Genomic DNA, 20,462 nt, shown 5'->3' on the forward strand with positions numbered 1-20,462 from the left:
TCCAAGTGAAAGCTAGGAGTTTTTTTGTGGATTTTATAAGTTAATAAATTAGTTTTGTTTACCAATTATTCCATTTTTTTGTTTGAAGATATTTTAAAATATTCTGTTGTATAGCTTCTGTTTTTATAAATATAATTTATTAAATCTTTTGAATTTATTGATTCCCAATTAGAACTCCAACCATGATTTCCTAATTGATAAATGAAATTATTGTTTTGTTTTTGAACAAAAACGTAAGCACCAGGATCACTAATTTGAGGATGAAAGTTATCGAAAAAATTTAGCTGAAATTTTTCTGGAAAACTATTAATAAATTTAGTGATTTCTTCAATATTTGATTCATTACTAATTTTTATTTCTACGTAGTATTCGTCGTAATTTAAGACTTTTAAGCCTTTTAAATTCCTTAACTTAAAACGATTAATAATATTTTGCAACATATTGATAATTTTAAGTTTCTATTTTTTCTTCACCTTCATCACAATCTTAATCAACCAAAACAAATGCAACGAAACAATTGGTAATATAATTAGTAATTGCACTTTACTAACAATATATGCCAAGTAAATAAGCGTACAAGCGATACAAATTTGTCCAAATAAAATAATTTTTGACGTGTTGTTTTTCCAATAATAAAAAGCGAAAACCAATAATAATGGGTTAAATAATAAGATGTTGTAATTCCATAAAATCTCTTCGTGTAAGGAATATAATCCGACCAAACTGAAGAATAAACCTAACAATCCTGCGAAAATAAAATAGGCAATCTGTATGCCTTTTTTGTTTAATAAAATCAAGATTACAATCGCTGCTAATAAAGAATAGGTAGAGTTTATGTAAGAAAACGGAACGTTGTCAGTACCTTGGTTTAAAATTTTCGTTGGTTGTGCAATTTTTTGTCCATTTTGTGTGGCAGTTTCTAAAACTTTTTCGAATTCTAAAGGTAAAAATAAGCGAGTTGCAGGTTGGTCGACTTTCGTACCAAAAATAATTTGAATCCCCAATTTCATATAAAAATCCGACATATACGGATATAAAATATCTCTATAACTTTGTTCAGATTTCGGTTGCTTCAAGACTTCAGAACCTAAGATTTTATTGATTTTATCCACAACCATAGTCGTACAATTTTTATCAATAAATTTATAAGTGTAAAAACGTTCATCGGAAGTCAGGCTGTTGCTGAGTTCGTTTAAAAGTTGTTGTTTTTGTAGAGGTGTTAAATTCAATTCTTGTTCAACAATACTTCTACCATCTTGTTTGTAATTGAATTCAAAATCGTAGTAATTTTCATTTGTCACAAAATATTGCAAATCGCCTTTTACGAATTTCATCATAAAATTTGGTGTCGTAAAATCGAACGCACCATAATTGTAGACTACGTCAATTTGGTTAACAAAATCGGTAATTCGAATTCCAGTATGACCATACATTGCGTAAGAAACTGGCGCCGTTCCGCAAGTTAAAATACTCACTTTAGCATTGTCAGATAAAGTAACGTTTTGAGAAAAACTAAGAATTGGGAATAATAAGAAAAGTAATTTTTTTAGCATATTGGTACGCAGATTTTGCGGATTTAACTGGTTTATACTGATTTTATTTTACTGAACACTCAAAACTGAACACTGAATACTCTAGAATTATCTTCTAAAAATACCTAAATCCACTTTTACAGAAAATACATTCGAATATAAAGCAGCACTTTGGTTACCTAAATCAGTTAAAGCATAATCGACTTGAATGCCTTTGTATTTGAAACCTAAACCAATATTTGGTTGGAAACTAACTTTACTTGTATTGTCAATTTGTGTAATCTGTTGAAAATTTCCAACTCCAGCACGTAAGAAAGCCAAATCGATATAGCCGAATTCAAAACCAACTGCCGGATTAATACTGGCTACACTAGTTGAAATAATATCATTGGTTTCAGCAAATTCTATGTTTAAATTCGCTGCAGTTGTTAAGGTATAGTCGTAATGAAACTCGAATTTTTTTGACAGTCCAAATTGTGCTTTTGGTAAGGTAATTTCGCTCGTTTCAGGTAATTCCTGATTTTCACCTGGAACGGCATTTTTAATTTTTTCGTATTCTTCTTCGTTAATGCTCCAAGTGTTGTAAGTCGTAGTAATATCTCGTAACATTAATCCGAATTTCCAATCGTTTTTGTTTTGAAATTGCAAACCTAAATCGAATCCAAATCCCCAAGAAGAAGCAAAATCTCCAATAATTCTTCGGATTACTTTCGCATTTACACCATAATTGAAGCCTTCTAAAGGTAATTTTCTAGCGTAAGAAAAAGTAACACCATAATCAGCAGTAGAAAAAAGAGAGATTCTGTTGTAATCTATGTTTCCTTCGCTGTCAATTAATTCTGTAGTATTCAAAATGTCATCCACTCCAAAACGGATTAGGGAAAGTCCCCAAGCACTTCTGTCGTCAATAGGCATCGCAAAAGCGGCGTAATCATATTGCGCAATATTGGCAAAATAATTCGCGTGCATTAAAGCAATTTGTTTGTCCTCTAATTGCAAAATTCCTGCTGGATTCCAATATCCAGAATTTACATCGGCAGTTTGTGCGGTTACGGCATTACTCATTCCTAACGCAGCAGCATCAACTCCAATGTTTAAAAATTCGTTGGAATATTTACGAACAGTTTGTGCCGAAATTGACGTAGTAGCCAATATGACAAATAAAAATAGTATCTTCTTCAAAGCAAATTTAATTCTCACAACAAATATCATAATTTCTTACTTAATAAACTCAAATTCTTTCATTTTATTGTTTACATTTGCTTTGAAATTTATTAAATCTAAGAGTTTTATATAATGAATATTAAAAAACACATACCTAACGTAATTACTTTGTTGAATTTGTTTGCTGGTTTATGCGCTTTAATTCATGCATTTAATGGAAATTACAGAGAAGCTTTTTCTTTGGTTTGTTTAGGGATTTTCTTCGATTTTTGGGATGGTTTTTTTGCCAGAATTTGGAAAGTTCAAAGTCCTATTGGCTTACAATTAGATTCTTTAGCAGATATGGTTACCAGTGGTGTTGTACCAGGTTTGGTGATGTATAAAATGTTAGGTGATATTCAGGAAAATCAATCACAATATAATTTAACGGAAGACACATATTATATGGGTGTGGTGCCGTATTTAGGTTTCCTAATTACATTAGCTTCTTGCTATAGATTGGCGAAATTTAATGTAGATACACGTCAAACCGATTCGTTTATTGGTTTGCCAACTCCAGCGAATGCCTTATTAATCATGAGTATTCCTATGATTCAGTTTCAATATACTGATGTAGATTTTGTGATTGATACTTTAAGTAATCCATATGTTTTAGTTGGGATTACGGTTTTAAGTTCTTATTTATTGAATGCAGAAATTCCTTTATTCTCTTTAAAAGTGAAGAGTTTTAGTTGGGAAAAATATAAAATGCAAGTGGTGTTTTTAATTCTTTCTGTAGTTTTAATCGCCTTATTTGAATTCATTGCGATTCCAATTATCATTCTATTATACGTGCTTTTATCGGTTGTAAATAATACGTTTCTTAAGAAAGTTTAATGGCAGCAACCAGAAGAAAATATCCTTCTAAAAGTAAAAAACAAACCTTAATTAGTCCGAAATCCGTAAAATGGATTATTGGACTTTTTTTGTTATTGTGTACGATTATTTTTGTGTATCAGAAAAAAGATGCGGTTTTATATTATTTAGGATTTAAAATCAAAAATACGGAACTAACTGCGAATCAAAGAAAATTAGAAGATAAGCGTATTAACGACATTGTTGGTAATCACAAAGGTAAAATTTTTGGAATTGATGTTTCTCAATATCAAGGCACCATTGATTGGGATAATGTAGAAGCCATTGAAGAACAATTTGAATTGAAATTTGTAATTGTTCGTGCTACAGCTGGAAGCAATAAAATCGATTTGAAATTCAAGAAAAACTGGCGAAATTTAACGGAATCTATGTACATTCAAGGTGCGTATCATTATTACCGTCCGGATGAAAATTCTACAGATCAAGCCAATAATTTTATTTCAACTGTAAAATTGCGAAAAGGACATTTACCGCCGATTTTAGATATCGAAAAAATGCCAAAAGGACAATCAATGGACAAACTGAAAGAAGGTTTGCAAAATTGGCTTACCATCGTAGAAAAACATTACGGAGTGAAACCGATAATATACACTGGTGAAAAATATTATGAAGATTTTTTACAAGAAGATTTTCCAGGTTATCAATTTTGGATAGCCAATTATAATCCGTGGAAAGAAAAAATTAAAGCCGATTATTTAATGTGGCAATTCACAGAAAAAGCTAAACTTCACGGTATTGATGAATTGGTTGATGTAAATGTTTTCAACGGAAACGTAGATGATTTAAAAAAAGTGTGTATAAAATAGGTACGCGGATGACGCGGATTTGAATCGATTTACACAGGTTTTTAATCTTTACTTTTGCTTAAATTTGTATAAAGAAAAGATTCTTTCTACTTCTTAATGAGGAACTAAACACAATCTTGTCTCCCGAAACTTCGGGACTCAAACAAACAACTTCTTCAATTTTGATACTATAACTCAGCAAAAATCTATTTAAATTTATTTTAGTTAAGATTCAATCTTCTCAAAATAAGCACAAATACTATGTGTCTATGTGTTTTAAAAATATTAAAATATCTGTTTTCTATAAACAAAAACTAAAATCATAGCAAAACTCACAAAAAATGCACCAATAGATTTTGGATTCGCGAAATTTATTGTCCAACCCATCCAGGCTACTCTTTTTGGTGGAAATAATCTTTCGTCTTCTTTGTTGTAATAAAATATTCCGCCACATTTCCAGTTGTTCGGATCTTTATGCCAAGCTTCTAATTGTTCTTTTGATGGGTTTTTCATATTCGGTTTGCGAAGTTAAACACATAGTCACATAGATTTTTAAAGTTATTTTATTTAAAATAGAAAACATAGTTATGTGAACTAATTTAAGCGAAGCGTCTGCAATCTATGATGCAAAATTCTATGTGTCTATGTGTTTTAAAATTTATATATCTAACTCAATTTCTTTTGGAGCATTGAAATCGATTTTTGTTTTTCTTAATTCGAAATTCTGACCTAAATATACTCTTCTAACCATTTCGTCTTCAACTAATTCTTCTGGTTTTCCAGCTTTTAGAATTCCACCTTCAAACATTAAGTAAGTTTTGTCGGTAATTGCTAAAGTTTCTTGTACGTTATGGTCGGTAATTAAAATTCCGATGTTTTTGTTTTTCAATTGTGCTACAATTCTTTGAATGTCTTCAACCGCAACTGGGTCAACTCCGGCAAAAGGTTCGTCTAATAAAATGAATTTCGGATCGGTAGCCAAACAACGCGCAATTTCAGTTCTTCTTCGTTCACCACCCGATAATAAATCACCACGATTAGTACGAATATGACCTAAAGAAAACTCTTCAATTAAGCTTTCCATTTTAGCTTCTTGCTCAGCTTTTGTAAGATTTGTTAATTGTAAAACCGACAAAATATTGTCTTCGATACTCAATTTTCTAAAAACTGAAGCTTCTTGCGCCAAATATCCAATTCCGTTTTGTGCACGTTTGTACATCGGAAAATCGGTAATATTCATATCGTCTAAATAAATATTTCCAGAATTTGGTTTAACCAAACCTACAATCATGTAAAAAGAAGTTGTTTTTCCAGCTCCATTCGGACCTAATAAACCAACAATTTCTCCTTGATTTACTTCTACTGAAATTCCTTTTACAACACTTCTTTTCTTGTATGTTTTGACTAAATTTTCGGCTCTTAATTTCATGTTTTTTAATATGTCAATTGGTCAATTCGGCAATGTGCCAATGTTTCAATATTTTGTAAAAATATTAAATTTATTTGAAGTTGAAATTTTATTATTATTAGTTTAACTTTTCGAATAATTGGCACATTGGCTAATTATTTAATTGGCTCATTCTCTAAAGCTTCCCAAAATTCGTAAGCTCTACGTAAATGTGGAATCACAATCGTACCACCAACTAAAGTCGCAATACTCATCGCTTCCATCATTTCGGTTCTGTTTACTCCGTTTTTGTAAGCTGTTTCTAAATGGTATTTGATACAATCATCGCAACGTAAAACAGCTGAAGCTACTAAGCCCAATAATTCTTTTGTTTTCACATCTAGCGCACCTTCCATGTAGGTGTTGGTGTCTAAATTGAAGATTCTTTTGATTACTTTATTGTCATCGGCTAATAATTTTTCGTTCATTTTAGCACGATAGTCGTTGAATTCTTTAATTAAATCGCTCATTACGTAGTGGTTATTTTTTTGTTGTTTTTGTTATTTATGAAAGCACTAATAAAAATACTAATTTCAAATAATATCACTAGTGGAATAGTTACTATAACTTGACTAATTACATCAGGCGGTGTTACAATCGCTGCAATAATTAGGATAATTACATAGGCCCATTTTCTATATTCTCTTAAAAATGCGGGTGTGACTAATCCTAAAGAAGATAAGAAATAGATGATAATTGGTAATTCGAAAACCAAACCAGTCGCTAATGTTGTGGTTTTTACAGTTCCTATGTACGAATTCACATTAATGTCATTTTTAATCACATCGGAAACAGAGAATGTAGATAAAAAGTTTAACGATAAAGGTGTTAAAACAAAATACCCAAAACCGACTCCTAAAAAGAATAAAAACGATGAAATTACGATAAATTTCACGGCATTTCTTTTTTCTTTTTTATATAAAGCTGGACTAATAAAATTCCAAAATTGTAATAAAATATATGGGAAACTAATGATAAATCCTGCCGTAACACACGTCCAAACTAACAAGGAAATTTGACCTTCAATTTCTGTATTTTGGATACTGAAATTTAAAGTAGCATCACAAAAACTTTTATCTAAATCGTATTTGGTTGCTAAATCACAGAAAAATTGATAGGTAATAAAATCACCTTTCATTGGTCCGAAAATAATCGTTTTAAAAATGAAATCACTAAAGTACCAAGCAACTGTTGCGCTGATTAATATAGCTGCCGAACTTCTTACTAATAACCATCTCAATTCTTCAAGATGATCTAAAAAAGTCATTTCGTTAATGTTCTTTTTATTCTTTTTTGCCATTATACAATTCCTTCTTTTAAAATATCGTGTAAATGCAACACGCCTTTGTATGTTCCATTATCAATCACCATCAATTGTGTAATTTTATAATCTTCCAAAACGTCTAAAGCTTCTGAAACTAATACCGTAGAAGCAATTGATTTTGGATTTTTTGTCATAATATCTTTCGCAGTTAAATCAGAAAAAGTTTCTCTATCCGTCAACATTCTTCTAATATCTCCATCGGTAATAATTCCAATTACCACATCGTTTTCAATAACAGCTGTAACTCCTAAACGTTTTTCTGAAATTTCCATAATCACTTTTTTGATAGAAGCGTCTGGAGCAACTTGAGGTGCGTGCGTATTGTCTAACATGTCTTTCACGCGCAACAATAATTTTTTACCTAAAGCACCACCTGGATGGTATTTGGCAAAATCTTCCGCTTGAAAATTTCTCAATTTCATCAAACAAACGGCAATCGCATCGCCTAAAACTAATTGTGCGGTCGTGCTGTTTGTTGGAGCTAAACCAAGTGGACAACTTTCTTCATCAATATGAGCATGCAAAACTAAATCAGAAGAAGTGGCTAAAAATGAGGTTGGATTAGCAGTCATTCCAATTAATGTCGTGCCGAAATTTTTAATAATCGGGGCTAAAACTTTAATTTCAGGACTGTTACCGCTTTTAGAAATACAAAGTACTAAATCGCCACTTTGAATCATACCTAAATCGCCGTGAATCGCTTCTGCGGCGTGTAAAAATATCGATGGAGTTCCAGTTGAATTTAATGTTGCAACAATTTTTTGTGCGATTATGGCGCTTTTTCCAATTCCTGTAACTACTAATCTTCCTTTCGATTCGAAAATAAGTTGTACGGTTTTAGCAAAATCATCGGTAAGATAATTTGTGAGTTTTTGAATACTTTCGCTTTGTGAAAGTATGGATTGCTTTGCGTTTTCTAGGATAGTTTGTGTTGTATTCAAAATTAAATGAATTATATTTTTGTTTTTAAAGAATAGTTGTATCTTTATAATTGCAAATTTAGACAAAATTCAAATAATAATTGTCTAAAATTATTTGTTTTAAGTTCAACCCATTTTTTATGACGGAACAAAATATAGATTTATACAAAGAATTAAAAAAATACTTTGGATTTTCTCAATTTAAAGGATTACAAGAAAAAGTAGTTACGAGTATTATATCTGGTAATAACACATTTGTTATTATGCCAACTGGTGGTGGTAAATCTTTATGTTACCAATTGCCTGCTTTGGTATTGGAAGGAACTGCAATTGTTGTTTCTCCACTTATTGCGTTAATGAAAAATCAGGTTGATGCGATTAGAAGTATGGGTTCAGACGTTGGTGTGGCTCATGTTCTAAACTCGTCATTAAATAAAACAGAAGTCAATCAGGTAAAAGCAGATATTTTATCTGGGAAAACCAAAATGCTTTATGTTGCTCCAGAATCTTTAACTAAAGAAGATTATATTCAGTTTTTAAAATCGGTCAAAATTTCTTTTGTGGCGATTGACGAAGCGCATTGTATTTCAGAATGGGGTCACGATTTCCGACCAGAATACAGAAACTTAAGAAGCATTATCAAACAATTAGGTGATGTTCCAATTATTGGATTGACAGCAACAGCAACTCCAAAAGTGCAAGAAGATATCTTGAAAAACTTGGATATGCCAAATGCGAATACATTCAAAGCATCGTTTAATAGACCTAATTTATATTACGAAATACGCCCAAAAACGAAAAATGTTCAAGGCGATTTAATACGATTTATTAAGCAACACAAAGGAAAATCTGGAGTGATTTATTGCTTAAGTCGAAAAAAAGTAGAAGAAATTGCACAGGTTTTACAAGTAAACGGAATTTCTGCCGTTCCTTATCATGCGGGTTTAGATGCGAAAACACGAGCGAAACATCAAGATATGTTTTTGATGGAAGATGTAGATGTGGTGGTAGCAACTATTGCTTTCGGAATGGGAATTGACAAACCAGATGTTCGTTTTGTAATTCATCACGATATTCCAAAATCTTTAGAAAGTTATTACCAAGAAACAGGAAGAGCCGGTAGAGATGATGGGGAAGGAATCTGTTTGGCTTACTATTCATACAAAGACATTGAAAAGTTAGAAAAATTCATGTCTGGTAAACCAATTGCTGAGCAAGAAATAGGCTATGCTTTACTACAAGAAGTGGTGGCTTACGCCGAAACATCAATGTCGAGAAGAAAATATTTATTGCATTATTTCGGAGAAGAATTCGATGAGGTAAACGGCGATGGTGCGGATATGGATGATAATGTTAGAAATCCGAAAAAGAAAACAGAAGCACAAGATCAAATTGTTACATTGTTAGAAGTTATTAACGATACCAAACAATTATTTAAACCTAAAGAAGTTATTTTGGCTTTAGTTGGTAAAATTAACGCTATAATTAAAGCTCAAAAAATAGATACGCTTAAAACTTTCGGAAGTGGAAAAGACCACGATGAAAAATATTGGATGGCTTTAGTTCGTCAGATTTTAGTGGCGGGATTGATCTCAAAAGATATTGAAAGTTACGGTGTGTTAAAAGTTACCAAAGCTGGAAATGATTTTATCAAAAAGCCCTATTCATTTATGGTGGCGGAAGACCATGAGTTTAGTGAAGAAGAAGATGAAAATATTGTAGCTGCCGCAAAAGCAACAGGAACTGCAGACGAAGCTTTAATGGCAATGTTGAAAGATTTACGTAAAAAAGAAGCGAAGAAACATAATGTGCCTCCATTTGTAGTTTTCCAAGATCCATCTTTGGAAGATATGGCACTGAAATATCCAATTTCAATTGATGAATTAAGTAATGTTCATGGTGTTGGAGAAGGAAAAGCGAAGAAATTCGGTAAACCATTTATCGAATTAATTTCAAGATATGTAGAAGATAACGATATCATTCGACCAGATGATTTAGTGGTGAAATCGACTGGTGCGAATTCAGCCAATAAATTATATATCATTCAAAATATTGATAGAAAATTAGCTTTAGACGATATAGCTTCCGCAAAAGGATTAAAGTTCGACGACTTATTAAAAGAAATGGAACAAATCGTGTTTTCTGGAACGAAATTGAACATAAAATATTGGATTGACGATATCTTAGACGAAGACCAACAAGAAGAAATTCACGAATATTTCATGGAATCGGAATCAGATAGTATCGAAAAAGCCTTAAAAGAATTTGACGGCGATTACGATACAGAAGAACTTCGATTGATGCGAATTAAGTTTATCAGTGAAGTAGCTAATTAGTAGTCTCAGTCACAGTATTCACTATTCAGTTCTGTAAATTGTAACTGAATACTGGTTTTGTTATAATAATTGGTGCTTCAGTTTTATGAGAACTTCTTTTTTACATGAAACTGAAACTGAAATTTTCATCTTATCTATTAGTGTTATAGAATCACTGTTGAAGTTGTCAATTTTTGAACTGTTTATGATAAAACTTTTATGTGTTTGTATGAAATTTTCCGGTAATTTGAATATAAAATCTTTTATAGTGGATCTGAATCGATATTCTTGTTCGGTAGTTTTTAAAATTAGATAGTTTTTTTCGCTTTTAATAGAAAGAATTGTATCGAACATGATTTTTTGATATGCATCTCTAAGTTTAATAAATACAAAATCTTTTTCAGCTGGATGATTTTGTTCATTGAAATTTGGAGTATCCGTTTCATTGGAAGAGAATTTGTTTATTTCTTTAGATTTCTTTGCCCAATCCTCTGATACATTTGTTATATGCTTAGAAGTTTCATGAATACCGGAATAAGGACCTGAACTAGATCTGATTTTGGTATTTCTAGCGTGGTTTAATTCTGTTTCAATCATTAAATCAATAGTTATTCTTTTATTATTTTGTTTAGTTTTTTTGCCTTTTAGGTTTATGTTTTTTTAATAATTCGATTTTCTTTTTTATGAATTTGTTTAAAAAAGGGTGCTTTTTGACAAGACAACCCTCTTTGTCAAACAAATTAAATTTTTACGGTTCAGAATAGTTTTAAATGCCTTTAGGTTTAACTTACGTGGCCTATTAAGAGTCATTGGTTTTTATTATGTAATTAAAACAGGAGAAGTTTCCACTAGATGTAATTCTTCTGTCGGTGCCGTTGTACCTTATCCCTAAAAGACCCGTGGCCCCACACGAATTCTTTCTATGTTGTTTGTCGCGATGTTCATGTCGTTTGCATCGATAGTTTCTATAAAATTTGCTCCCGCTGTTGTTTCAGCTTCCCGTTTAAACTCCATCCTGAGCCTCCTCCAATTGACTTCTGGACCCCCACCCAGTTGTAAAATCCGGCGGTTGCATCAGTTTGGTAAACTAGTAAGCTGTTCGCGGGAGCAATAATAGTCACTCGTTGTGCTTTTTATGTTGTTATTTGGTTTTAAGTGTGACGAAAATTAAGAGCTGTTATTCTTTTTTTTTTGTAAAATTAAGTTTATGAAATTTCAAACACCAAATAACCACTACTACATAACTACTGCATAACTACTTCAATATGTTTATTTTTTTAAGTAATTTTTTTATTTTTTCGTTTCTGATCTCTAATTCTTTGATTTTAGCTTCTTGTTCTTGTATCGCTTTGATAGCAACAGGAATAATTTTAGAGTAATTTACTGATAATCGTTCTCCTGCTTCTTTAACTAAAATACCTAGGGTTTCTTCTCGTTCCTTCCATTGGAAAGTTTCTACCACTTTTGGTATAACGTCTACCACTTCTTGTGCTGAAAAACCAATTTTAATGAATGGGATACATTTAAATTAAAACGATAAACAATATTTTAGGATTTAAAAACTATAATAATTGATGCTGCAATTTTATGAGAACATCTTTTTTACAGGAAATTGAAATTGAAATTTTCATATTATCAATTAGTGTTATTGTATCACTGTTGAAATTTTCAATTTTTGAACTGTTTATGATAAAACTTTTATGTGTCTGTATAAAATTCTCTGGTAATTTGAAGATGAAATCCTTAATAGTAGATCTGAATCGATATTCTTTTTCAGTGGTCTTTATGTTTAAATAGTTTTTTTCGCTTTTAATGAAAAGAATTGTGTTGAGCATTATTTTTTGATATTTACTCCTCAGTTTTATAAAAACAAAATCTCTTTCAACAGGATGATGTTGTTCAATTAAATTTGGAGTATCTGTTTCATAAGAAGAGAATTCATTTGTTTCTTGAAAAAACTTAGTCATTTCATTGGATACTTTTGTTATATGCTTTGTATCTTCATGACTATTGCAATATGAGCATGTATTAGACCTGATTTTGTTATTACCTGTTTGGTTTAGTTCTGTCTCAATAATTAAATCAGTAATCATTCTCTCTATTATTTTGTTTTGTTTTCTTTTAGATTTATGTTTTTTTAATAATTCGATTTTTTTTTTATGAATTTGTTTAAAAAAGGGGGCTTTTTGACAAGACACCCCTTTTTTCCCAAACAAATTATTTTTTTAATGGACAAATAAATTATCTTTTGTATAAACCGGAACTTTAATGTTTAATCCTTATGATTTTGCATTAATAAAATTATATGGAGATAATCTTTCAAAACAATAGACAGAACCAGTCTTTTTATGGGGATTTAGATCACTTAATTTGTTGGTTTTTAATGAAATATATCTTTGTGATGCGTTGAGTTAATCTTTAATAAAAACTTGCACAGACATTGTTGCTCTACCCCAATTGTAATTTGTACCAGTACTCCACATATTATACCTAATAGTTGGTATTATTGTCGTATAGGTGCTATACATTTCCATATAGCCGTTTAATGCATATGTAATGACAGTTGGTGATGCATTTGGTGCAAAAGTTTCTGTATAAGTTGTTGTAACCGCAAACATTTGAAAAATTTCTGCTGGTGATCCAAGTTGTTTGTCAATTGTAAATTTTCTGGAACCTTCTTCAGCTTCAACAGTATTTTTTAAAAAGCGAATTCCTAAATAACCACTAAAATCATCTTCCGTTGCAAGCCCCATTGGAACAGAATAATGGACCACAACTTTTGCGTTTTTGTTTGCAGGAATGGTTACTGTTTGTGATATTCCTAAATTTATATCGTTTTTAGTAAGTGTTGCTGTACTTGGGGGTGTATAATCTACTGCGGCGGTCGCATCCACAGAAACCAAATCATATAATACATAATTATTACTTACACCTACATTACCAGAAGCATCAACAGTTAATGATGTTGAAGCGTTTGTAACGGGTAAAGTCCTAATTCTCACTTCCCCATTTACATCTAATGTTTTTGTTGGAGCAGTTGTATTTATTCCTACTTGAGAACTCATTTTATTAGTAGACATAACTACAAATAAAATTAAAAAATTTACTTTCATTTTGTTTTTTTGATATTTTCAGATGCAAATGTATTTACAAATATAAAACCAAAGCATTATTGCATCTCACTAATATCTCACTAGAATATATTTTTATCTCAATAAAATATAATGTTTTCTTGTTTTTTTTTTACTTTGTTTAAGCAATTCTAGTTTACGCGCTTTATAATAGATGTGTACTAAATGAATTTTAATATTTTGTAATCAATTGTTTTAATTTTTCATTTGTGATCTCTAATTCTTTGATCTTAGCTTCTTGTTCTTGAATAGCCTTAACTATAACTGGAATGATTTCCGAATAGTTTACCGCCAATCGCTCTCCTACTTCTTTAACTAAAATACCTGGGTTTTCTTCTCGTTCTTTCCATTGATAGGTTTCTACTACTTCTGGTAAAACCAGTAATAATTCTTGTGCTGAAAAACCAATTTTCGGACTCTTTTCTTCTTCTGGGATAATAAAATCATCTAATCTTTCTTTTTTCCATTTATATGTTATTGGATTCAATTTCATAATTTGATCTATTCCATAAGGGAGAGGTTGTATTTCGGTCATTTTGGTAACATCAGCAAGTCTGGAAACTAAGCTCGTCCAAACAGTTACCCATCTATTAGTTGGTGAACCTAAATTTTGCACTCCTGTTGTAAGTGGAACCAATGGATAACCAAAACCCCAATCTGCCACCCCGTCTCTAATGTATTCAACCGAACCGAGACTAAGAACAGTACCTGAGGTAGCGCCGTTATAAACATGTAAATTATGAGTAGATGCAGTTGGTGTACCTACTTTTACGTAACCTTGGTGATAAATAGGGTCAGAATTAGTAATACCACTGGTAAATGCCCAGTCATCATCTGAACCTCCCACACCTGCTGGTTTCCATGTAGCAACTCCATTTGTATCTGATGTTAGCGCATAGCCATTAGCTTGTGTTCCATCATTTATTCGAAATAAGGTTGGAGGAGAGGTAACAACTACATTATCCAATGAAGCTCCCATATCATCTGTTGCTATATATGTGAAACGCAATGAATAACTATTGCCTACTGTGTATCCAGTAACGGATTGAGAAAAATTAACTTCACCTGAATCACTAGTCAGTGGTCCTAAGAGAGTAGATGCTACACTTGATGTTGTTTCATTATATAGATCTACTTGAAAGCTTTCGCCTCCATCATACCAATTATAATTGTAATCAAAAGAAACGTTCATACTTGCTACATTAATGACACCAATTTTTAGAACTAAAGTAGCATTCTGATTAGCACATTCGCTGGAACCATAATCTATTGTAGCCCTTCTATTTGTACATTTAGTTGCACATGTTGCGTTTGCGTTATCCGTATTTTGGATTTTCCACTTATTAACACAGACAATATTCTCCTTAGAATAAGGATTGTTAGTTGTAACCAGTGATACATTTCCAAGTGGAACTGATTCAAAATCTTGACTGAATAATGTTCCCCCTGAACCGGTAAGGTCTTTTAAATGAAATAACGTTGATGGTGTGATAGTCCCAATACCTATATTTCCACCAGCAGTAATGCGCATTGCTTCTGTGTTGTTTGTTTTTATTACAAAATCTTGCCCGTCTGTAGTTCCTAATTTATTAGCAGCCGGTGTTGTTGAAGCATTACCTGTTAAGCCCCAGCTAGAACCACTACCAAAGGTTGCCCATGCCGTACCATTGTAATAATAAAATCCTGGACTGGCATCTGTTTGATAAATTAATAAGCCGTTTTGTGTTGCACCAACAGGTATTGAGCCACGCTGCGCTAGTGTCATACGAGGTATTAACACCCCTTTTGTCGAGCTTACTATATCAAGAGCAGCACTCGTATTAGGTGATGTGGTTCCTATGCCAACCTGTGCAAATAGAGGTAGGTTTACTAGCAATATAACTAATAGTTGTAAATATTTTTTCATTTCAGAATTGATTTAATTAAGTGCAGACAATTAATAGGATTAAATATATTATTTAAGCTTTTTAATTAATTCTTCAATTTTTTGTGTTTGTTTTTCTATTTGTTCAATACTATATTGATGTTCCTGAGTTGCTTTTACAATAACAGGAAGAATATCATCATAGGTTACTAATAAGTTTGGTGTATTTTCTTTTACATAAACTAAATTGTTTTTCTTATCTCTTTTTGCAACCCAATTGGTACTAATAACAACTTCGGGAATTTGTTTCTGTAATTCCTGAGCAATAAAACCTATCTCCATTTTTTTTAACGGGCTTTCATATTTTTCCGGGCTTTCATACTTTTTTTTCCAATTGTAACTTACAGGTCGCAATTTTAGTAATGTATTCAAACCATAACTTAATGGTTTTATCTGTGTCTTTTCTCTTAAATCTGAAGTAGAATTAATTCCATTTACTGTTTGAGTCTCATCCCATCGATTAGCAGAAGTTCCAAGACTTATGGAATTATTGACAATAGGAACCAAATTGTGACTAAACCCTGTTAAGTTGTCGTAATCGTGAATGTATTCATTAGAACCAACCCCTATTTGAGTTCCATTTCCAGTTCCATTATCTATATCCATTAAACAACTAGTTAGTGAAGGGTTATAATCGGTAGCTGCAGCTACACCAATAGTTGTTTGACCACTGCGTTTTATAACGTCTGCGTTTGTGGTTCCACTTACAAAATCCCAATCGAAGTCTGCGAATCCTAATATGCCAGGATTTGTCCAAGTTGCATTACCACTTGCATCAGAAAACATTAGATAACCATTAGTCTGATTGCCATCTTGAATTCTTAGAACGGGACCTGTACCATTACCTAAATGTAGTTTATTCTGGGGATTTGTGTTTGCAATACCTATCTTACCGTTAGAGGTAAAACGCATAGCTTCATTACCATTTGTTTTTACAACAAAGTCTTTCACATCTGTAGTACCTATATAATTTGTTGCCGAACTTGTCCCTGAATTTCCAGTAATACTCCACCCAGATCCACCGCCAAAACTGACCCATGCTGTTCCATTATAATAATAAAAACCTGGAGTAGCATCTGTTTGATAAATTAACAAACCGTTTTGTGTTGCACCTACTGTTATTAAATTGCGCTGTGCTTGAGTCATTCTCGGGATTAAAATCCCGCCAGTTGAGCTAAGTATTTCTAAATTAGCACTTGTATTTGGGTTGGTTGTGCCAATTCCAACTTGTGCATAAATAGCAGTACTTGTGCATAAGATAATTATTAATTGAATTATTTTTCTCATCTTTTTATTTTTGTTTTGCATTAAGCTCTTCTACTTTTTTAAGTAAAGCGTTATTTTCATTTTGTAATTTTATAATTCTTTGGTGTTGCTCTTGTTTTGCTTTAACTATAAGAGGTAATAATGCTTCGTAGTTCATTGATAAAAGATCATTTTTTGTGTATTCAAATTTATCTGTTTCACTTTCACCATTTTTTTTCAATGAATGTGAAATAACGGTTTCGGGAATTATTTTCTCAACTTCTTGAGCTATAAAACCTAATTTTAGTTCCCTTTCTTCAAGCGGAAGATTCACACTTCCAATGGTAACCTCGTTCCATTTGTATGAAATGGGGTTTAGTTGCATTAATTCCTCTAAACCATAATTTAGATCGTGAATATCTTTTTTGAACTTTTTGTCAGAAGGTGTGTTTGCGTTGTTTATCGTATAAATGGTGTTCCATTCAAGAGTTGGCCCTATATTTCCTAAAGTAGAATATGCCGCACCAGGTGCTTTTACTAGACTATGACTCACTCTAATTTCATTATTCCCTTCTTGAAAATATTCAACGTCTCCTATGCCGAGGGTAGTAGTACCAATTCCATTGTCAACATCTAAAGTATGTGTTGAAGTTCCTATTCTGCCTATAACTACATTGCCTCCAGTATGATAAGCAGGATCTGCAAAACCACTACCACTCAAAAAGCGCCAGTCATCATCAGCGCCAGTTGCTGCTGTGGTATTGGCCCAATAGGCATTACCATTTGCATCAGACTTTAATATTTTATTGACTCCTTCGTTTCCGTCTTGAAACCTAAAAACTGGAGAAGTACCCACTAAGTGTAATTCTTCTGTTGGTGACGTTGTACCTATACCTATTAAACCCGTTGCATTCACGCGAATTCTTTCTGTGTTATTTGTAGAGATATTCAATCCGTTTGCATCGGTAGTTCCAATGAAATTGGTTCCAGCAGTTGTACCAGAGTCACCAGTAAGTGCCCATCCGGAGCCACCTCCAAATGTTTTCCAAACGGTACCATCCCAATAATAAAACCCAGCGGTTAAATTGTTTTGATAAACCAGTAAACCGTTAGCGGGAGTACCAATAGCCAATCTTTGTACTTGTGTCATTCTAGGGATTAGCATACCTCCCGTTGTGGAGGTAATATCCAGAGCTGAACTTGCGTTTGGGGTTGTTGTTCCAATACCTACCTGAGAAAATGAACACAGATGGGAAGTGAGTAGAACAAATAAAATTAAAATTTTTTTAAAGTGCTTCATTTTAAATTAGTTTTGGTTGTGATTTTTATGGTTGTATTTGGTTTTATTTCTTGCGAAAATTCGTTGCTTTTATTTTTTTTAAACAATTCAATCTTTCTCAGGATTTTATTGTTGATTGGGAATGTATATTGAAAGTAAAAATGCTTTTTTGTAATAATTTACCAATTAGGCATGAATTTCGTTTTTCAAATACCCAATTGTTATTTATACAAATCTATCTACAAGTCAGTGTTTTAGGATTTTTTTTATCTCCATATTTTCTCATCATATTGGGTTTTGTTCTCAATTTTATCTAACATTGCATTCAAATCTACATCAAATGAAAATTGCTTATTTATTCTTCCTTTATTTTAGTTTTTCTTTTTTTGTCTTTTCTCAAGGGTCGACTATTGAGATTGACAAAATGCAAGATCAGGCCGAAAATGTGCTGAAATCTAATATTGGTGGTGCCTTGGTTATCTTGAATTCATCATTGAATAAAGCTTCGTTGGTGAAGTATGATAAAGGAGAAGCAAGGGCTTATTGGTTAATCGGATTAACGTACTATTATAAAAGTGATTTTCAAAAATCAACACAGTTTCTAAAAGAAGCTTTACTGAAATTAAGAACAATAAATGGGGCTTTTGAGTATCAAGCCAATTGTTATAGAGTTTTAGGGAAGATTGCGCTTCATAAGGGAAACTTTTCAGAAGCCTATGAAAATTTATTAAAAGCCAAAGACTATTATGGAAAAACTGTACATTTAATAGATAAGGACAGTAAGGATTTAATTAATAATGATATCGCCTATTATTATATTCAATTGAATAATTATGATAAAGCGCTATTAATTTTAAATGATAATCTAAAGAATATAAATATTTCAAAAAACACCTTAGCGGATACTTTTCTGCTTTTTTCAATAATTTCCAATTCTCAGTTGGATTTTATAGAATCAATTGAATATTACAATAAAGCGCTTAAGATATATCAATCGTTGAATGATAAAGTAGGGGTGATAAGTTGTGAAACTAATATTGCAATTGCATATTATGATTTAAAAAAATATAAGAAAGCTATTGTTCTTTTCGAGGAAATACTAGATGAGTCGAAATCTGCCGGTTTCGCAGTCGGTGAAATGAAATCTAATTTGTATTTGGCAAATTGTTTTATTGCTCTTAATGAATTAAAAACTGCCGATCATTATATTGAAATAGTTGAAAAATTAATAAAAAAAATTAGTGGTTTTGAAGACGATTTGATAGTTTTGAAATCCAAACGATTTATTGCAACAAATGAAATATCTAAATCCGAGGATTTAATTGAAAAGCACATAGCATCAAATAAAAACATACCGTCTTCGTCCATAATTGATTTTTATGGAATTTTAGAATTAGGGTACAAAAAAGAAAATAATTTTCAAAAAGCGTATGAATTTCAATTAAAAAGAATTCAATTTAAAGATGAGTTTAATAATGCTAATTTGCAGGAAAACATTAATTCTCAGAGAGTTGAATTTAAATATGATAATCTTAAAAATGAATTAGCAATACAAACTAAGGATTATGAAATTCTGAGAGGAAAGGAGAAAAATCAAAAAACAATTATAATTGCCGTTTTTCTAATTTCTGCATTAATCATTCTTCTTATGATATTGTATTTTAATAAAAAAAAGAAAGTCTTTCATTTGAAAGAATCGGTGGTTCTTTCCGAGAAAAAAATATTGGAAGTTATTAATCTAAAAAAGGAAAGAGAAATTGAGTTTAAGAATAAAGAGATTACGGATTTTGCTATTCATATTTCTGAAAAAAACGAAATTTTAGAGGATATAAAAAATAAGATTAAAGAGTTACAATTAAAAGATTCTAAAACTCAAAATAAGATTACTGAATTGGTTCTGTTCATTAATGATAACATTAATCAAAATGCCGAAAAGGTAAAGCTATATTCTGAAATTCAACAAACAACTGATTCGTTCTATCAAAAATTAACCTCTGTTTTCCCGAGTTTAACTGAAAAGGAAACGCGCTTGGCAAGTTTGGTTATGCTTCAATTGTCTTCCAAGCAAATTGCGCAACAGTTAAATATTGCACCTGCAAGCATTGATAATTATCGTTCTATTTTGAGAAAAAAAATGGACATCCCAAAAGAACAATCGCTGCAGGATTTTTTGAAAAATCTAAGTTGAGTAAACTTCTCCTCTATGTGGGCGCAATGCATCTCTAAAAGTAATCATATCGGCTTCTTCAACAACTAAATAAGCAATCGCATACATGTCGTTTAAAATTTCAAAACCCGTAATTTTTAAAGGATAATTCTCTTTTTCTAAAAATTCTTTCAAATGAATTTCATGATGTTCCGCCGTTTTTGCTGAAGCTTGTCCACGAAAATCCCAAATTAGTTTTATTTGTCTCATCGGGCAAAGTTACAAATGATTTAAGCTCTTTTCAAATCCATTATAAAATTTGTACTTTTGCATTA

Annotated in this window: 20 protein-coding genes; 4 read left to right on the forward strand and 16 right to left on the reverse strand. The window is 31.7% G+C overall.

Annotation, left to right across the window (positions count from 1 at the left end):
• Positions 1–65: 65 nt before the first annotated feature.
• The 3 genes from G6N05_RS09455 to G6N05_RS09465 form a co-directional block, all read right to left on the reverse strand.
• Positions 66–440 carry a hypothetical protein gene (locus G6N05_RS09455; protein ID WP_166127607.1) on the reverse strand — a complete coding sequence of 125 codons (375 nt, stop codon included), beginning with the start codon at positions 438–440 and terminating at the stop codon, positions 66–68.
• Between the two features lie 18 nt (positions 441–458).
• Positions 459–1,553: a lipoprotein N-acyltransferase Lnb domain-containing protein gene (locus tag G6N05_RS09460; RefSeq protein WP_166127610.1), complete on the reverse strand. Its 1,095-nt coding sequence runs from the start codon at positions 1,551–1,553 to the stop codon at positions 459–461.
• 87 nt (positions 1,554–1,640) lie between these two features.
• On the reverse strand, positions 1,641–2,714 hold the full coding sequence (locus tag G6N05_RS09465) for a putative type IX sorting system protein PorV2 (RefSeq protein WP_225875149.1): 1,074 nt from the start codon (positions 2,712–2,714) through the stop codon (positions 1,641–1,643).
• Between the two features lie 114 nt (positions 2,715–2,828).
• Between G6N05_RS09465 and G6N05_RS09470 the strand changes: the two genes are divergently transcribed.
• Positions 2,829–3,572, forward strand: a complete 744-nt coding sequence (locus tag G6N05_RS09470) for a CDP-alcohol phosphatidyltransferase family protein (protein ID WP_205729752.1) — start codon at positions 2,829–2,831, stop codon at positions 3,570–3,572.
• A complete protein-coding gene (locus tag G6N05_RS09475; RefSeq protein WP_166127618.1) occupies positions 3,572–4,417 on the forward strand; it encodes a GH25 family lysozyme in 846 nt (281 codons plus the stop codon). The genes G6N05_RS09470 and G6N05_RS09475 overlap by 1 nt, the downstream gene beginning before the upstream one ends.
• A gap of 264 nt (positions 4,418–4,681) precedes the next feature.
• Here G6N05_RS09475 and G6N05_RS09480 read toward each other — a convergent pair whose 3' ends face one another.
• The 5 genes from G6N05_RS09480 to G6N05_RS09500 all read right to left on the reverse strand — a co-directional run bounded on the left by G6N05_RS09480 (position 4,682) and on the right by G6N05_RS09500 (position 8,108).
• Complete coding sequence (locus G6N05_RS09480; RefSeq protein WP_166127621.1) at positions 4,682–4,909, reverse strand: DUF5808 domain-containing protein; 228 nt, start codon at positions 4,907–4,909, stop codon at positions 4,682–4,684.
• A 145-nt stretch (positions 4,910–5,054) separates the two neighbouring features.
• The gene (lptB, locus tag G6N05_RS09485) at positions 5,055–5,825 is read right to left on the reverse strand and encodes an LPS export ABC transporter ATP-binding protein (RefSeq protein WP_166127624.1); all 771 of its coding nucleotides are present in this window, start codon (positions 5,823–5,825) and stop codon (positions 5,055–5,057) included.
• Between the two features lie 134 nt (positions 5,826–5,959).
• Entirely contained in the window at positions 5,960–6,313 is a 354-nt protein-coding gene (locus tag G6N05_RS09490) for a carboxymuconolactone decarboxylase family protein (protein ID WP_166127628.1), read from the reverse strand.
• On the reverse strand, positions 6,313–7,143 hold the full coding sequence (gene tatC / locus G6N05_RS09495; RefSeq protein WP_225875150.1) for a twin-arginine translocase subunit TatC: 831 nt from the start codon (positions 7,141–7,143) through the stop codon (positions 6,313–6,315). Before tatC ends, G6N05_RS09490 begins: the two co-directional genes overlap by 1 nt.
• The gene (locus G6N05_RS09500) at positions 7,143–8,108 is read right to left on the reverse strand and encodes a KpsF/GutQ family sugar-phosphate isomerase (protein WP_166127632.1); all 966 of its coding nucleotides are present in this window, start codon (positions 8,106–8,108) and stop codon (positions 7,143–7,145) included. The genes tatC and G6N05_RS09500 overlap by 1 nt, the downstream gene beginning before the upstream one ends.
• 119 nt (positions 8,109–8,227) lie before the next feature.
• On the opposite strand from G6N05_RS09500, the gene recQ reads away from it, so the two are divergent.
• Positions 8,228–10,423: a DNA helicase RecQ gene (gene recQ, locus G6N05_RS09505; protein WP_166127635.1), complete on the forward strand. Its 2,196-nt coding sequence runs from the start codon at positions 8,228–8,230 to the stop codon at positions 10,421–10,423.
• 60 nt (positions 10,424–10,483) lie between these two features.
• Here recQ and G6N05_RS09510 read toward each other — a convergent pair whose 3' ends face one another.
• From G6N05_RS09510 to G6N05_RS09540, 7 genes are all read right to left on the reverse strand, one after another.
• Complete coding sequence (locus tag G6N05_RS09510; RefSeq protein WP_166127639.1) at positions 10,484–10,999, reverse strand: LytR/AlgR family response regulator transcription factor; 516 nt, start codon at positions 10,997–10,999, stop codon at positions 10,484–10,486.
• Between the two features lie 658 nt (positions 11,000–11,657).
• On the reverse strand, positions 11,658–11,885 hold the full coding sequence (locus G6N05_RS09515) for a hypothetical protein (RefSeq protein WP_166127644.1): 228 nt from the start codon (positions 11,883–11,885) through the stop codon (positions 11,658–11,660).
• A gap of 79 nt (positions 11,886–11,964) precedes the next feature.
• Entirely contained in the window at positions 11,965–12,618 is a 654-nt protein-coding gene (locus tag G6N05_RS09520) for a LytR/AlgR family response regulator transcription factor (protein ID WP_166127647.1), read from the reverse strand.
• A gap of 195 nt (positions 12,619–12,813) precedes the next feature.
• Positions 12,814–13,515, reverse strand: coding sequence for a hypothetical protein (locus G6N05_RS09525; protein ID WP_166127650.1), 702 nt, complete (start codon positions 13,513–13,515; stop codon positions 12,814–12,816).
• Positions 13,516–13,705: 190 nt separating this feature from the next.
• Positions 13,706–15,439: a tail fiber domain-containing protein gene (locus G6N05_RS09530; protein WP_166127654.1), complete on the reverse strand. Its 1,734-nt coding sequence runs from the start codon at positions 15,437–15,439 to the stop codon at positions 13,706–13,708.
• A 48-nt stretch (positions 15,440–15,487) separates the two neighbouring features.
• Positions 15,488–16,744: a tail fiber domain-containing protein gene (locus G6N05_RS09535; protein WP_166127658.1), complete on the reverse strand. Its 1,257-nt coding sequence runs from the start codon at positions 16,742–16,744 to the stop codon at positions 15,488–15,490.
• Positions 16,745–16,748: 4 nt separating this feature from the next.
• Positions 16,749–18,002: a tail fiber domain-containing protein gene (locus G6N05_RS09540; RefSeq protein ID WP_166127661.1), complete on the reverse strand. Its 1,254-nt coding sequence runs from the start codon at positions 18,000–18,002 to the stop codon at positions 16,749–16,751.
• Positions 18,003–18,321: 319 nt separating this feature from the next.
• Here G6N05_RS09540 and G6N05_RS09545 point away from each other — a divergent pair, with 319 nt between their 5' ends.
• On the forward strand, positions 18,322–20,169 hold the full coding sequence (locus G6N05_RS09545; RefSeq protein ID WP_166127664.1) for a tetratricopeptide repeat protein: 1,848 nt from the start codon (positions 18,322–18,324) through the stop codon (positions 20,167–20,169).
• Here G6N05_RS09545 and G6N05_RS09550 read toward each other — a convergent pair.
• Positions 20,161–20,397, reverse strand: coding sequence for a hypothetical protein (locus tag G6N05_RS09550; protein WP_166127667.1), 237 nt, complete (start codon positions 20,395–20,397; stop codon positions 20,161–20,163). The two genes, G6N05_RS09545 and G6N05_RS09550, sit on opposite strands and share 9 nt — an antisense overlap.
• Positions 20,398–20,462 lie beyond the last annotated feature (65 nt).

This window comes from Flavobacterium bernardetii, from assembly GCF_011305415.1.
Taxonomy (GTDB): domain Bacteria; phylum Bacteroidota; class Bacteroidia; order Flavobacteriales; family Flavobacteriaceae; genus Flavobacterium; species Flavobacterium bernardetii.

Excerpts from the sequence above, each read along its gene's own strand:
- G6N05_RS09455 (WP_166127607.1), bottom strand. The coding sequence starts at position 440 with ATGTTGCAAAATATTATTAATCGTTTTAAGTTAAGGAATTTAAAAGGC.
- G6N05_RS09460 (WP_166127610.1), bottom strand. The coding sequence starts at position 1,553 with ATGCTAAAAAAATTACTTTTCTTATTATTCCCAATTCTTAGTTTTTCT.
- G6N05_RS09470 (WP_205729752.1), top strand. The coding sequence starts at position 2,829 with ATGAATATTAAAAAACACATACCTAACGTAATTACTTTGTTGAATTTG.
- G6N05_RS09475 (WP_166127618.1), top strand. The coding sequence starts at position 3,572 with ATGGCAGCAACCAGAAGAAAATATCCTTCTAAAAGTAAAAAACAAACC.
- G6N05_RS09480 (WP_166127621.1), bottom strand. The coding sequence starts at position 4,909 with ATGAAAAACCCATCAAAAGAACAATTAGAAGCTTGGCATAAAGATCCG.
- lptB (WP_166127624.1), bottom strand. The coding sequence starts at position 5,825 with ATGAAATTAAGAGCCGAAAATTTAGTCAAAACATACAAGAAAAGAAGT.
- G6N05_RS09490 (WP_166127628.1), bottom strand. The coding sequence starts at position 6,313 with ATGAGCGATTTAATTAAAGAATTCAACGACTATCGTGCTAAAATGAAC.
- tatC (WP_225875150.1), bottom strand. The coding sequence starts at position 7,143 with ATGGCAAAAAAGAATAAAAAGAACATTAACGAAATGACTTTTTTAGAT.
- recQ (WP_166127635.1), top strand. The coding sequence starts at position 8,228 with ATGACGGAACAAAATATAGATTTATACAAAGAATTAAAAAAATACTTT.
- G6N05_RS09510 (WP_166127639.1), bottom strand. The coding sequence starts at position 10,999 with ATGATTGAAACAGAATTAAACCACGCTAGAAATACCAAAATCAGATCT.
- G6N05_RS09525 (WP_166127650.1), bottom strand. The coding sequence starts at position 13,515 with ATGAAAGTAAATTTTTTAATTTTATTTGTAGTTATGTCTACTAATAAA.
- G6N05_RS09530 (WP_166127654.1), bottom strand. The coding sequence starts at position 15,439 with ATGAAAAAATATTTACAACTATTAGTTATATTGCTAGTAAACCTACCT.
- G6N05_RS09535 (WP_166127658.1), bottom strand. The coding sequence starts at position 16,744 with ATGAGAAAAATAATTCAATTAATAATTATCTTATGCACAAGTACTGCT.
- G6N05_RS09540 (WP_166127661.1), bottom strand. The coding sequence starts at position 18,002 with ATGAAGCACTTTAAAAAAATTTTAATTTTATTTGTTCTACTCACTTCC.
- G6N05_RS09545 (WP_166127664.1), top strand. The coding sequence starts at position 18,322 with ATGAAAATTGCTTATTTATTCTTCCTTTATTTTAGTTTTTCTTTTTTT.
- G6N05_RS09550 (WP_166127667.1), bottom strand. The coding sequence starts at position 20,397 with ATGAGACAAATAAAACTAATTTGGGATTTTCGTGGACAAGCTTCAGCA.